This window comes from Paraburkholderia sp. BR13444, from assembly GCF_040948755.1.
Lineage (GTDB): Bacteria > Pseudomonadota > Gammaproteobacteria > Burkholderiales > Burkholderiaceae > Paraburkholderia > Paraburkholderia youngii.
On record NZ_JBFPKM010000024.1, the window covers coordinates 50,964 to 64,811 of the forward strand.

Below are 13,848 nucleotides of genomic sequence, written 5' to 3' on the forward strand. Positions count from 1 at the left end.
GGGGATTCGTTTCAGGTCGGCTCGGGCAGTTCGATCACGCCGCTATGGCCGTCGACCTTGAGCTGCATGCCTGACTGCACGCACGTGGTGAGGCCCGGAATCTGTACGACGGTCGGGATGCCGATTTCGCGTGCGACGATCGCGGCATGGGTCAGCGGACTGCCGCGCTCGATCAGCAGGCCGGTCGCCGACGCGAATACCGGGACCCAGCCGGGGTCGGTCCGATAGGTGACGAGGATGCCGCCGTCGAATTCGTTCGCTTCGCGCACGACCTTCGCGGGCCCTTCGGCAAAGCCCGGCGAGCAAGGCGTGCCGCGCAGCGTCGCGCCGGCCGCATGGGCGGGCGCCGCGTGCAGCGCCGCGAGGTTGGCCGGCTTGCTGAGCCAGGCCGCTACGGGCCCATGCGTGACGAAGCGTGGCGGCAGGTCATCCATCGCGCGATAGCTCGCGTCGTCGCGCTTGCGCTGCTCGATGAGCGGGCGCAGTTCGCGGTGAGACACGGTGCCTTCGAAGCAGCCGCGAATTTCGTCGAGACGCAGATGGAAGATGTCGCGGCCTGTGGCCAGCACGCCGTCGGCGGCGAGACCCTCGCCGATTGCGCGGAACATCCGGCGCGCGACCCCGAACGCGCGCGAACGGCAAAAGCGCACGGTCTCGCGCGCCCGGATCGCGGCGCGCACGCGGCCGCGTGCGCGGGCAAAAATCCAGCGCTGCAGCGGACCCAGCCGCTCATGCAACAACGCGTCGATGCGCGCTTCGGTGGCGCTGCGATCGATCGTCGCGGCGCCATGCGCGAGCGAGGCCTTCAACATATCGAACAGCACGCCCGGGTCTTCGCGCAGATCGGGCTCTTCGAGCTTCAGCTCGTTGTTGCTGCGGTACGCGAAGTCGGCGAGGTAGCGCTCGACGTCGGCGACGATCTCGGGCGCGCCGCATTCGCGCAGTGCCGCATACGCGTCGGCTGACGGCGTGTTGCGAATCAGCGCATCGACCCGCGGCTTCGACCGCACGGCTTCCGCCAGCGCGGCCAGCCTGCGGACCGGCTCGATCGACTCGATGTCGTCCATGCCGCCGATCACCGCCACTTCGAGCCAGTCGGGCGCATCGGGGATCCACCGCTTGATCAGGCGCCTGAGCACGCCGTAACTGAGACCGATCGCCGATTCGAGCACGATCATCATGCCCCAGCGTGCCAGCAGCGCCCGCTCGAAGCGGCAGTAGTGCGCATAGACGGCATCGGCGGGAAGCGAGCGATAGTCGAGCGCGTTGAACTCGTCGTAGACCGGATAGAAGAACGCGCGGAAGCGCTCGACGTTGCGCTCCAGCCGCGCGAAGTGCCACGCGAACTTCGTGCCGCTCACGGCCCGGATGCAGGCGAGCGCAGCGCGCGAGCCGGCCTTGTACGGCGCGATCAGCTCGGCGAAGCTCGCCAGATCGAGCGGCTCGTCGACGCCCATCTGCACTTCCATCATCTTGCGTCCGAGGTCCTGGAATGGCGCGAGCCCGGAAAGCTTGTACCAGTGCAGCAGGTTGTAGTACACGCGCCCGTTCAGGAACGCGAGCGTCGAGCCGAGGAAGCCGTCCATCTCGCGCCGCTGCTTGTGCGGAATCGCGAGCAGCCGGCAGAACTCGCGGAACACTTGCGCATAGACGTGCTGCGCGAAGGTGAAGGTCAGCTGCGTGGTCACGCCGGGATAGTTCTCGACGATGTTGGAGTTGTCCCACAGCTGGAATTCGCCGGTCCGCGATGCGGCCGGTGCGACCGGCGTGGTCACCGGGCGCGCCTGCAGAATCCACAACTGGTGTTCCGCGATACACCATTCGATATCGAGCGGCTCGCCGAACCTGCTTTCGAGCGTGCGGGCCGCTGCCACGACGCGCTCGATCTCGTCGTTGGAAAGGGCCGCAGCATCGCGCAGCGCGGCCGGCACCTCGCGGATGTGGCGGCCGTCATGACGCTCGCGTTTTTCACCGATCACCACCTGCTTGTGCTGCCCGGTGTGGCGGTCCACGGTGATCGTGTCGGCGTCGACGGCGCCCGACACGAGTCCTTCGCCGAGCCCGTAGACGGCGCTCAGCACCAGCTCGTCGCGGTTGCCGTTGGCGGGGTTGATCGTGAACACGACGCCGCTCGTGTCCGCTTGCACGAGGCGCTGCAGGATCACGGCCATGCCGGCGCCGGCCATGTCGAGTCCGTGCTGATGCCGGTAGCGCAGCGAGCGCTCGGAATACGCGGAGGCCCAGCACCGGCGCACGTGTTCGAGTGTCGAGTCGAGCCCGCGTACATCGAGGAACGTGTCGAACTGGCCTGCGAACGAGAAGCTCGCGCTGTCTTCTTCGACACCTGACGAACGCACCGCGAGCGGTCCGTCTCCGATCGCTTCGTGCGCGCGTTCAATGTCGGCGCGCAACGCGGCGCTGATGTCGCACGTCAGCACGGCCTCGCGGATCTCGCTCGCGATCGCGGCGGCGTTGGCGGGCGTGAAGTCGCTGAGCAGCGTGGCGATGGTTTGATCGAGGCCGCCGTCGCGGCGGAACTCCGCAAAGCAGTCGGTGCCGAGGATCGCCCAGTGCGGCACCGCTACACCGAGGTTCGCCAGCCGATGGAGCGATCGTCCCTTGTTGCCGGCGAGCCGCTCGATGGCTTCGGCGGGACTTGCCGCGGTGAGGATCAAACGTGGCGATGCCGTTGGGCCGGCCCTGCTGCTTGCGTCGAAGCTCTCGTGCTGTGCGTAGCTCTTGCCCGCTTCGAACTCGCCGCATGCGCGCGCAATGGTGTCGAAATTCATTGAGGTCCCCGTTGCTCAGGTGCTCGACGAAGCGAGCAGGTCTCTTGCTTCCTCGGCGGTACCGCGCCCGCCGTGAGCGGTCTGCGGAAAGCGCGCGTGCAGATGCGCACCGAGGTTGATCCAGTCGTAGGCGGCGTGGATCGTGCCGCGCCAGCCCGACGCCGTATCGAAGCTCGCCGGAAACTGCGGGTCGCCGCCGAGGTTGCGCAGACGCTGCGCGAGTTCATCGGCGAGCGCGACGTAACGCTCGGCATCCGGTGCCGATCCGATCGAGCACTGTTCGAGTTCGCGGATGCCGTCGATCAGCGCCGCATCGAGAGGCAGCAGCCGGATCGCGTCGAGCGTCGCTTCTTCCATCGTGGACTGCGGCGTCACGCCGTGCGCGCCGAGCGTGACCATGCAGGCGGTTTGCATCATCCGTTGCAGCGCGTACTCGAGCACCTTCCATTGGCCGCGCCGCAGTGCGCCCTGGGCGTCCTCACGCGCATTTTCGAGGCCGATGTTGGCCCAGACCATCTCGAGGCCCGCTTCGGCGAAGCGCCCGGCGGGCATCGGCAGCAACTGGGCACCGCTCGCGCGGCCGGCCGCGAGGCGTGCGCCGTCGATCGAGATCAACGGCGCACGGGACACCGGCGTCGAAGTCGCCTGCTGTCGTGCGTGGATTTCTCCGCTGCCCTTCCAGCGCAGGCTGACGAGACCCAGCCGGCTGAAGTCCGCGATCAGCGCGCGCTGCCGGCTCGCCGCCTGCGCGTCGCCACGGCTGGCGATGGCCGTGCATGGGGTGTCGAAGGTGATCGCACGCCAGGCCTGGGCGGCTTCGTCGTCGAGCGCAAAGACGTCGCTGCCTCGCAGCACATGGACCCGTTCGCCGATCTGCCAGGTCGTGGCGTCCTTGCCTGGGCCGATCAGCACGTTCTCCGCCGCGAGGCTCACGCCGCCGACGCCAAACTCGCGGAGCAGCGCGACCCCCGCCGCGAGGAACGCGCTTTCGGCGCCATGCTCGCGCGGCGCGTGCAGCAAGTTCCACAGACGGCCGGCGAGACCCGCGTCGACAGCCGCGCGTTCGAGTTGCAGCGACAGCCATTTCGGGCTCATGTAGCACTCGCCGAGCCGCGCCACATGGCTCTTCGCCGCATGGAACGCGGCGGTCCTGATCCAGGCGCGGGCGTAGTCGGGCTCGCCGAGCGCGAACATCGCGACCGCATAGCGGCCGGTCTGGCGCGCGAAATCCTCGAACCACAGCGCCACCGCCTCGCAGAGCGCGTCGCGGCCAAGCTCCGCTTGCAGCGTTTCGATCAATGCCGGGTTGTCGATCGGCAGCGCGCCGATGAAGCGCTGGCACCGTTCGAGCAGATTCCACGACAGGCGCGCGACCGCGCGACGCCCTTTGCCGAGCGCTGCGCGAACCTGCGCGAGCTCGCGGCGCAGGCGCGCCGGACTCAGCAACCTGACTTCGATGCGGCGGCCGTCGATGAACAGGATGTACGGCATCGTGGCCGGCTCCAGCCCGCTATCGACGATCGCGACGAAGTCGACATCGGAGCGCTCGTTGCCGAAACCTTCGGCGATCGAGCCTTCGAGAAAGACGGCGCTCGGTGCCCGCTGTTCGAACTGGGCGCTCAACGCGGTGCGCGCTTTTTGCCAGAGCTCGGCGAGCATCGGATCGGTCATCAACATGGTTAGGCTCCCTGAGCGTCAAGCCGTGCGCGGCACGAAGTAGCCCGCCGCGATCCCATAACGGAAGATCCTGCGCAGCAGCGTTTTGCCCGTCGCGCGGGGCAGGGCCGGCAGGATCGCGGCGGTCGCGTCGCGGGCGAAGCGCACCTGGCGCGTCAGGTACGACTCGTACAGCTTCACGACCTCGTCGTAGTAGCGCCGCTCGAGCGGCTTCATCGCGGCGGCGTCGAACACATGCCGCGGCACATAGCGAGGCACGTGAAACGATGGAAACTCCGCGCAGACGTCGTTGATTTCGCGCAGCGTGGTCGGCGTGCCCGAGGTCAGATGCAGCGTGCGCCCGCGCACCAGCGGGAACTTCACCAGCGCCTCGACGACGCAGTCGGCGACCCAGTCGATCGGCACGATGTTCAGCGTCGCGCCGTAGTCGCCGGGCATCGTGCGCACGAGTCCCGCGGCCGTCAGGCGCACGACGGTGTAGAGCGTGTCGAACTTGCGGATCACGCCGCTCGCCGAGTCGCCGACGATGATCGACGGGCGCAGCACCGCGGCCGGCAGACCGCTGCGCATCGCCGCCCGCACCGATTGTTCCGCGCGGTACTTGCTCTGCTCATACGGGTTGCCCAGCCGCTGGCCGAGGTCGAGATCGTCCTCGCTGAACACGCCGGGGCGCTCGCCGCAGACATAGGCGGTGCTCACGTAGAGCAGCGGAATCGGCGCGTCGTCGCGAGGTTGCGCGAACTCGACGATGCGCTCGGTGCCGCGAAAGTTGATCGCGTCGTAGACCTCGGGCTTGCGGCCGAAGCTGGTCAGCGCGGCACAGTGGACGATCGCGCCCGTCGTCGCGCGCAGCGCCTCGTAGGTGTGCGGGTCGAGCCCAAGCTGGGGTTCGGCGACGTCGCCCCGCACACACGCGAAGCTTCCGGCCGCAGGCGTGTGGCCGTCGTACGTGGTTGCCGCGAGCGGCGTGCCGTCGTTGCGGACAACCGGTCCTTCGGAGCGCAAGAATGCGACGACCGGGTAGCCCATTGCCGTGAGCCGGGCGATCACTTCGGCGCCCAACAGACCTCGCGCACCGGTGACGAGAACATGCTTATCCATCGTGGGTGACCATCCAGGGTTGCGTGTCATTTGAGGAGAATCTCGGCCAGCAGTCCGAGCTCGACGGCGACGATGAAGCGCGTGCCCGCCCAGCGTGGCCGGCCCGGCCTGCTCGCGGGGCCCGGCCAGCTCGCGTTGAGCCAGACGAGCCATACGAGTGGCAGCGTCGCCGCATAGATCGAATAGGTTTGCGACAGGCCTGCGAGGCGCGACAGCGACACGTTGATGCCGAGCGCCAGCATCAGCAGGACATTCAGCGCGACGCGGATTTCGCGCGCCGACAGGTGATAGGGCTGCAGTGCGGTGGTGCCGACTTTGCGCGAGAACTTCCAGAATTCGTAGCCGGTCCACATCGAGCCCGCTACGCACATCACGGCATAGAAGCTCAGTTCGCGGCCAGCCATGTCGCGCCACCAGAAATAGCCGTACATGAAGACCGCGAAGGGCGCCCCCTCGAATGCGGGAAAGCACAAGAGCGGGCAGCTCGGGAGCAGCCGCTTGAATACGAACGGCGCGGCGAAGGCGAGGGCGGTGGCGGCAGCGGCGGCCGTCCTTGCGTGCCCCATGCCGGTGTTTAGTGCAACGAGCAGCAGCGCGCTGGTCGCGAGGCTGGCGACGAGACGTGTGCGTCGTGCCTCGCGGCGCGCCAACAGCGCGTGCCCGGCGGGATAGTCGCGTTCGAGATCGTCGAGATCGTCGATCAAGCGAAGCTGGACGAACAGCAGGAGAAAGGACACGAGGCCGGCCAGCACACGCCAGCCCGGTTCAACGGCGACGCCGGCGATCCGTCCGTAGAGCAGCAGCGAGCAGACGAACGCGCCGGCGATCGGCAGCGCCTCGGCGGCCAGCGGCAAGCCGCCGAGCGTGCTGCCGAGCGCAACTGCCGCGGCCGCAAGCCGGCCACGTCTTGCCTGCGCGGTGGCCAGCGAAAGGCGCGGGCTCATGTACGCATCCCCTCGTTGGCGTCCACGCCGATGGCGGCGTGCCGGATGCACAGGTCCACGAGCGAGCCGACCGTGAAATACGTTTCGGCGTGTTCTTCGTTCAACGCTTCTAGCGGCAGACGGTCGATGCCGAACGCCTGCTCGACCGCGACCACCGCTTCGACGAGCGATAGCGAGTCGAGGCCGAGATCGGCGATCAGCGAACTCTCGAGGTGAATCTCTGCGTTGAAGTCGCGCTGATGCTCGCGGCAGACGCGCAGCAACTGCGTGCGTACGATGCCGAATACGGTGTTGCGCAGCGACGCATTTCTCGGTGTGCTGGCCATGCTGGGTTCCTTTCCGTTCACGCGTTGCTCGGCGCGGCGTAGCGCCACGGCAGAGTCTGGCCACCGGCCAGGATGCCCTGGGGATGCGCGAGCGCGACCGGCTCGATCGCCAGTTGCAGGCGGACGAGTGCGAGCGGTCGTTCCAACGCTTCTTCCCAGCGGTATGAGAGGGGAATGCGCGCGCGCTTGCCACGCAGCCATGCGCGGCGCAGAAAACGATGGACCCAGAAGTTCGGCCACCACGGCGCGGTCAACGCGGTACCGAGCAGACCGACGATGCGCGCGCGCATCGGTTCGAGGCCGCAGTCGAAGGCGAGAAGCGAGGTCTCGCCGGCCCAGTCCTGTCCATAGCCCGTCAACACGTGCAGCAGGTCATGAATGCAGCCGCTGCGCTCGATGAACCATTGACGGTCCGGGCCCGGCAGGATTTCTTCGAGACCGGCGGCCAGCCGGCTTGCTTGCAGCAGACCATCGGCGCTGTAGCCGCTGCGCTCCATCATCGCCATGTAGGCGCGGCCGAACGAGCCGGGCGGCAAGCGCAGCAGCGTGTCGGAATCAGCGAGCGTGTCGAGCAGCGACGGCTGCTCCGCAATCAGCGCGCCGGCGCCCGGCTCGCTCAGAAAGCGCTGGTACATCGTCTCCATCTGACCGCCGTCGAGCGCGATCATCACTTCGTAGGCATGCTGAATGTCGTCCACGTTCTCCCTCAACGCCTTGATCGCTCGCAACGCGCGCGGCCAATCGATGTGGCGTCGCGCCAGCGCGTCGTCCTTCAAAGTTGCTGTCATCTGCGGCTCCCGGCAAAGATCAAGAGGGCGGGTCACGAGTGGCGATCGACCGGTGCCACTTCTTGCGGACGCTTTTTGCAGGGTTCATGCCAGTCATCCGTTGGCACCACGCAAGTCGTCCTCATCCCCTGCAAGAACGGAACGAAGTGCCCAGATCTCAAAAGGCGGGGCGGGTATCGCGCAGATTGAAGCGGTGTCGGCGAATTGCCGACGCACGTTGGAGGAAAACCGCTCGCAGCCTCCTGCATGTCGGTGCCGGGCCAACATCCGAAAGAGATCTGTTGGTTGCAGCTCGACTGCACGACGTCTGATAGCGGCCCGGTTCACATGCCAACGTCCAAACATCTAAACGTTTGGATATATCGCCCGGCCCTTTGAAATCTGGCTGCCTGCTTGCGTCATTGCCACTGACGGGGACTCACTTCGCGCAGCCAAAGAATGCCTGGCACGAACAGTGCACCAGGAGCGCGAACAACGGGTGGTGCCCTTTGGAATTCCTGGAACTCACGAGGACGGAGGTAGAGCAATGAATCAGGCCTGGAAGGCGAAAGCGGGGCAGTTCCTGCCGGGGGCGAATCTGACTGTGCTGCCGCACTGGGAGCGCGACGCGGTGCCGAGCTACGATCGTGCCGAAGTCTCGGTGCCAGGGCGCCTTCACTTCGCCGTATTCGACTTCATGCAAATGATGCCCGGCTTCGGCGGCGGCGGACTCGGCGTATCGACGAGCACGGTCGGACACAAGATCACCGTCACGAAGACGAACAACGGCGAAGGCGGCTGCGACGTACCAAGCGGGCGGCACATGCTCGAGTTGTTCAAGCGAACGGTCGGCTACGCACGCGACGACATCCGTGTGGATCGGCTGCGCAGCATTCAGCATCAGCACAGCGGCTTCGGCTCGAATGTGTCGTTCAACACCGCGACGCTCGCCGGCTTGAACGCGTTGTTCGGCTCACCGTTTTCGCCGCACGACATGTGGGAAATGATCACCCGCAACTACGTCGAGACCGCGAAGGATGACGAGCACGTGTATTTCGGCCTCGAGACCGGCGTCGGCGAAGCGTGCCTGTTCTTCGGCGGTCTGGTCTGGGTCGACGAGAAACACGGCAACGGCCGTTTCCTCGGCAACCTGAGTTCGGAAAACCTGTGGGTGACCACCGCCGTTGGCAACTACGACACGCTATCGACCGAAGCGCTGCGTGCGCATGGCGAAGGCGCGGACATGTCCGGCACCACCGAGGCCGGTTTCGTGCCGACGCATTTCGTCGAGTGGCAGAAGCGCTATGGCAGCGCGTGGCGCAACTTCATCGAACAGAAACTGCGGCCGGCGCTGCATCGCAACGACCTGTTCGCGTTTCTGAAGCACGGCTGGGAACTCAACAGCATGAGCAACATGAAGGTGCTCGAAGGCATCTTCCGGACCGACGTGATGCGTGAGTTCGACGAGACGATGCAACGCGAGGGCGCGGTGTACGCGGGGATGAGCAGCGCGGGTCCGGGCTTCTATGCGTTTTCCGACTGCGAGGAAAAGGCGAAGCACCTCTCGGCGGTGATGCTGCATCGGTTCAGTGAATTCATGAGCGAGATGACGGTGGCCCGCGCGGGCCAGAAGATGTCGATCGACGTCGCCGTCTAGCCGCGCGTTTCTGCGACCCCTTGCGAACCCTCGCGAACCCTCGCGAAACTTTCCACTGAGACTGATCGAACATGGCTAAGCGCGTCACCTTCGTCAACACGAACCAGATCAAGCCGGCGATTGCGCCGATTGCCTTCGACTATCTGTCGGCGCCGATGGAGCGTGCAGGGTTCGAGCTCAACTTGCTCGACCTGTGCTTCTCCGACGACTGCGAGGCGGCCATTGCCGAGCACTGCCGCACCGCCGCGCCGGATTACTGGGGGGTGACGCTGCGAAATACCGACGACGTCTATTTCTCCAGCGGCTACAGCTTTCTCGAGCGCATCAGGGACATCGTCGCGATGCTCCGGCGTGCGCGCGCGGTCCCGATCGTGATGGGCGGCGCGGGCTACTCGGTGATGCCGGAAAAACTGCTTGCGTACCTCGACGCGGACTTCGGCATCGTTCGGGAAGGCGAATTCAGCTTTCCCGAACTGCTGACTTGCCTCGAAGAAGGCAGGAGTTTCACGCACATACCTGGCTTGGTCTACCGCGATACGGCCGGCGTGCACGCTACGCCGCTCGCGCCCAACACATGCGGACCGTTGGCCAGCATAGGGCCTCACAAACGCGAGCTGGTCAACAACCCGCACTATTTCGCCAAAGGCGGCCAGATCGGCATCGAAACGAAACGCGGCTGCAATCGCTCCTGCATCTATTGCGTCGAGCCGCTGATCAAAGGCCGCTCGGTGCGCATGCGCGAACCCGATGACGTCGTCGCCGAGATGGCATCGCTCGAGGAGCGCGGGGTCAACGTCTTTCACATCAACGACTCGGAATTCAATCTGAGCGTCGCGCATCCGATGGCGCTGTGCGCGGCCATCATCCGGCACGGGCTCGCCGGAAAAATCCAGTGGTATGCGTACGGGATGCCGCGGCCGTTTCCCGACGAACTCGCAGCCGCGATGAAAGCGGCCGGTTGCGTCGGCATGAACTTCGGAGTCGATAGCGCCAGCGAAACGATGCTGAAGATACTGCGCCGCACCTTCAGTGCTCCCGACATCGAACATGCGGTCAATACCGCGAAGCGCCACGGCCTCGAGCACATCATCGAACTGCTGTTCGGCGCACCCGGCGAGACGCAGGAGACCGCTCGCGAGACCATCGAGTTCATCAAGCGGGTCGATCCGGAGCGCGTTTCGGTCACGGTCGGGCTGAGGATCTTCCCGGGCACCGAGCTCGAGCAGATGATCCGCCGCGAAGGCCTCCATGCCGGGAATCCGAATCTGCACGGCCATATCGAAGGCAACGACGATCTGCTGCACCCGGTGTTTTATCTGCCGACCGCATTGGGCCCGGACCCGCAGCAGTTCATTGCCGATCTGATCGGCAATGACCGGCGGTTCTTCGGGACCAATGCGAGCCTGTTCAACTACAACGCGAACGACGCGTTGGTCGAAGCGATCGCGCAAGGCGAGCGCGGCGCGTATTGGTCGATCCTGAACCGGATCGAGAAACGCTTCGAAGCGGCCCATCACGCGCGCGCTTGTCACCGCGCGTCCGCGGACGGCGGCGATCCGGACTGGACGCCGATCGAGATTGTGCCGATCGAGCAAAGCGCCTGACGCGGGATGTGATGCCCGAAGCGGCCAGCCATCCGCTGGCCCGTGTACTTTCAACGCAGGAGGAGTGCATGCTTTTAGAAAACAGCCAGCCTGAGCCGTACAGGATCAAGATGGTCGAGCCGATCAGGCTGATCGACCGCGAGCAACGGCAGGCGCGGCTTGCCGCTGCCGGGTACAACGTGTTTCGCCTCGAAGCCGACGACGTCTATATCGATCTGATGACGGACAGCGGCACCTGCGCGATGAGCGCGAACCAGTGGGCGGGCATCATGACCGGCGACGAGTCGTATGCCGGCTCCCGCAGCTTTACCAAGCTGACGCAGGCGGTGCGGGACATGCTCGGCTTCGAATACGTATTGCCGACTCACCAGGGACGGCCGGCCGAGCACTTCCTGTTCCGAACCCTCGTGCGCCCGGGCCAGGTGGTGCCGTTCAACGCCCCGTTCGATTCGACCGAGGCGCACGTATCGATTGCCGGCGGGACCGCGATCTCGTGCGTCGCCGAAATCGGCTACCAACCCTCTGTCGAGCATCCGTTCAAGGGCGACGTGGACGTGCAGAAACTGCGCAACGTGATCGAGAGCGAAGGACGCGACAACGTTCCGCTAGTCATGGTCTCGCTGACGAACAACGCGGGCGGCGGACAGCCGGTATCGATGGCGAACCTGCGCGCGGTGAAAGCGTTGGCCGATGAGTTTGCGATTCCCGTGTACTTCGACGCGGCGCGCTGCGCGGAGAATGCTTATTTCATCCAGCAGCGCGAGAGCGGCTATGCGAACCGGTCGGTGGCGGAAATTCTGAAGGAGCAGTTTTCCTACGCCGACGGCTGCACGTTCAGTTGCAAAAAGGATGCGCTGGTCAACATCGGCGGCTTGCTCGCGACACGGTCGCGCGCGCTCTACGAGCAGGTCGTGCCGCTGCTCGTGCTGCACGAAGGCTTCGTCACCTACGGAGGGATGGCAGGCCGCGATCTCGAAGCGCTCGCGATCGGTCTGCGCGAGATGGTCGACGACAGATACCTGCAACACCGCGTGGGTCAGGTCGAACGGCTAGGAGACACACTGCTTGCCGGCGGCGTTCCGATCCTCAGGCCGACCGGCGGACACGCGGTGTATGTCGATGCGGCCGCCTTCTTGCCGCACGTGCCGCGCTCGGAGTTCCCAGCCGAGGCGCTGGCTTCCGAGCTTTACCTGGAGGGCGGCGTGCGCGCCGTCGGTCTGGGCTCGTTGGCGTTCCTGAAAGAAGATCCATCGACGGGCGCGGTCAGCGCCCCGAGGCTGGAACTGCTGAGGCTCGCCATTCCTCGCCGCGTCTACACCGATAGCCACCTCGCGGCGGTTGCGGCGGCGTTGATCCGGGTCTACCAGCGACGCGATTCGATCCGCGGTATGCGCATCGTCTCGGCACCGCCGATTCTCAAGCACTTCACCGCGGTGCTCGCACCGATCGAGGCCCGTGACGAGGTGCTTGCGGAGTGTCGCGAAGTGATGGTCTGAGGTGATTTCATGTCGAATGCCGTGTTCGAAGCGCTCGAGCTCAAACCGCATGCTTATCCCGGCGTGCTGGTCACGTTGTGCGGCGTGGATGGGGCCGGGAAGTCTTCACTGATGGAAAAGCTCGAAAGCGCGTGCACTTGTGCCGGGCTCAATTGCGTGACGACGTTTACGCCGACCAGTCGCATTCGCAAGGACGCAGTGTTCCGGGATATGGTCGACGGCCACTGGCATGCCTCTAAAGCCAGCCTGGGGCCCGACGCAAGCGTACGTCGCGTCGACATGCTGGGCATTCTGCTGTCCATCATGGGCGACCTCGTCCAGCACCTGACCGACACGGTCATACCGGCACTGGAACGCGGCGACGTAGTCTTTTGCGACCGCTACGTGTTCACCTCTCAGGCCGAGATCGGCACGCGTTCCGATCCGGCTGAGACTGCGCCGGTGCTCCGCAGCATCGCTGGCCATGTGCTGCGGCCCGACGTCGCCTTTGGTCTGAACGTTTCCGGCGCGACTTCACACCGCCGCGTGCGCTCAAGGAACGACGTGAACGACCAGCCGCCGCCGATGAGTTTTCTGACGCGTCAGGTGGCGGCCTATCGTGCCGTGTTCGACGTCAATGGCGTCGTCGCGCTGGATGGGGAGCGGAGTATCGACGAGACGTACCGCGCGGCACTCAGTCATATCGCGGCTATCGAACGGGTTGCGGGGCGGTTGGGCCCTATCGCGGCGGAACACGCTGCACGAACCCTGGCGGCGTGCTAAGGCTTCGACCTGCGCCGACACGCCGCATCCTGGCGTCGAGGTGTGCGACAAAATGCACGTCGACACGTTTTGGTGAGCATCTATCCTTCGAGACAGGACCATGTTGCATGGAAACAAACCCGCGTCAGTACGGTCTCCGAGTCGATTCACTAGGCCGCCAACGGGACAGCGCCTGTACATTTGATTTCATCGAGGCAAACGCTGGACTTGACTCCGCTCACGCCCGGAATACGCATCAGCGTATCCAGTAGAAACTCCGACAGCGCTTTCAGGTCGTGCGCGACGACTTTGAGCATGTAATCGATATCACCCGTTACGACGAAGCATTCCTGAACCTGGGTGAGTTCCGAGATCATTCGCTTGAACTTCGACAGGTCGCGCACATGGCCTCGCTCCATCGTCACCTGGATGAAAGCCACTACGCCGAAGCCCAGCAGCTGCGCATCGAGCCGCGTCTCGTAGCACTTGATTACGCCCATTTCCTCGAGCCGGCGATGACGCCTCAGCGTTTGCGCGGGCGAAAGCTTGATCGCCTCCGCCAACTCGAGATTGGAGATGCGCCCTCGCGACTGAAGAATCTCCAGCAAACGCACGTCGATTCGGTCGATGTCGATTGTATGCACTCTTATTTCCTCGTTCCGCAGTGAAATGAAATGTTAATGCACAAATCAGGGTTTGTCTGCGTCCGCTAGGAAATCCTATTGCATCGATAAAAAATTAAACTG

11 protein-coding genes are annotated in these 13,848 nt (G+C 65.1%); 4 read left to right on the plus strand and 7 right to left on the minus strand.

Annotated elements, in window-relative coordinates; all coding sequences use genetic code 11:
- Positions 1-11: 11 nt before the first annotated feature.
- From AB3X95_RS36870 to AB3X95_RS36895, 6 genes are read right to left on the minus strand one after another with little or no spacing between them, the layout of a single operon-like run.
- Complete coding sequence (locus tag AB3X95_RS36870) at positions 12-2,789, minus strand: phosphoenolpyruvate synthase (RefSeq protein ID WP_368623828.1); 2,778 nt, start codon at positions 2,787-2,789, stop codon at positions 12-14.
- A 15-nt stretch (positions 2,790-2,804) separates the two neighbouring features.
- Positions 2,805-4,466 carry a nucleotidyltransferase domain-containing protein gene (locus AB3X95_RS36875; RefSeq protein WP_368623829.1) on the minus strand — a complete coding sequence of 554 codons (1,662 nt, stop codon included), beginning with the start codon at positions 4,464-4,466 and terminating at the stop codon, positions 2,805-2,807.
- An 18-nt stretch (positions 4,467-4,484) separates the two neighbouring features.
- Positions 4,485-5,567 carry an SDR family oxidoreductase gene (locus tag AB3X95_RS36880; RefSeq protein ID WP_368623830.1) on the minus strand — a complete coding sequence of 361 codons (1,083 nt, stop codon included), beginning with the start codon at positions 5,565-5,567 and terminating at the stop codon, positions 4,485-4,487.
- Between the two features lie 26 nt (positions 5,568-5,593).
- Positions 5,594-6,511, minus strand: a complete 918-nt coding sequence (locus tag AB3X95_RS36885) for a hypothetical protein (protein WP_184227774.1) — start codon at positions 6,509-6,511, stop codon at positions 5,594-5,596.
- Complete coding sequence (locus AB3X95_RS36890; protein WP_176368669.1) at positions 6,508-6,837, minus strand: phosphopantetheine-binding protein; 330 nt, start codon at positions 6,835-6,837, stop codon at positions 6,508-6,510. Before AB3X95_RS36890 ends, AB3X95_RS36885 begins: the two co-directional genes overlap by 4 nt.
- A 17-nt stretch (positions 6,838-6,854) precedes the next feature.
- Positions 6,855-7,625 (minus strand): Coq4 family protein, encoded by a 771-nt coding sequence (locus AB3X95_RS36895; protein ID WP_176125524.1) that lies wholly within the window; start codon positions 7,623-7,625, stop codon positions 6,855-6,857.
- Positions 7,626-8,151: 526 nt separating this feature from the next.
- Here AB3X95_RS36895 and AB3X95_RS36900 point away from each other — a divergent pair.
- From AB3X95_RS36900 to AB3X95_RS36915, 4 genes are all read left to right on the plus strand, one after another.
- A complete protein-coding gene (locus tag AB3X95_RS36900) occupies positions 8,152-9,261 on the plus strand; it encodes a hypothetical protein (RefSeq protein WP_368623831.1) in 1,110 nt (369 codons plus the stop codon).
- 71 nt (positions 9,262-9,332) lie between these two features.
- Positions 9,333-10,865: a radical SAM protein gene (locus AB3X95_RS36905; RefSeq protein ID WP_368623832.1), complete on the plus strand. Its 1,533-nt coding sequence runs from the start codon at positions 9,333-9,335 to the stop codon at positions 10,863-10,865.
- 68 nt (positions 10,866-10,933) lie between these two features.
- A complete protein-coding gene (locus AB3X95_RS36910; protein ID WP_368623833.1) occupies positions 10,934-12,361 on the plus strand; it encodes a tryptophanase in 1,428 nt (475 codons plus the stop codon).
- 9 nt (positions 12,362-12,370) lie between these two features.
- Positions 12,371-13,123 (plus strand): AAA family ATPase, encoded by a 753-nt coding sequence (locus tag AB3X95_RS36915; protein ID WP_184227776.1) that lies wholly within the window; start codon positions 12,371-12,373, stop codon positions 13,121-13,123.
- Positions 13,124-13,272: 149 nt separating this feature from the next.
- Here the strand turns inward: AB3X95_RS36915 and AB3X95_RS36920 are convergent, their stop codons facing one another.
- Positions 13,273-13,746, minus strand: a complete 474-nt coding sequence (locus AB3X95_RS36920) for an Lrp/AsnC family transcriptional regulator (protein WP_176125529.1) — start codon at positions 13,744-13,746, stop codon at positions 13,273-13,275.
- Positions 13,747-13,848: the final 102 nt, after the last annotated feature.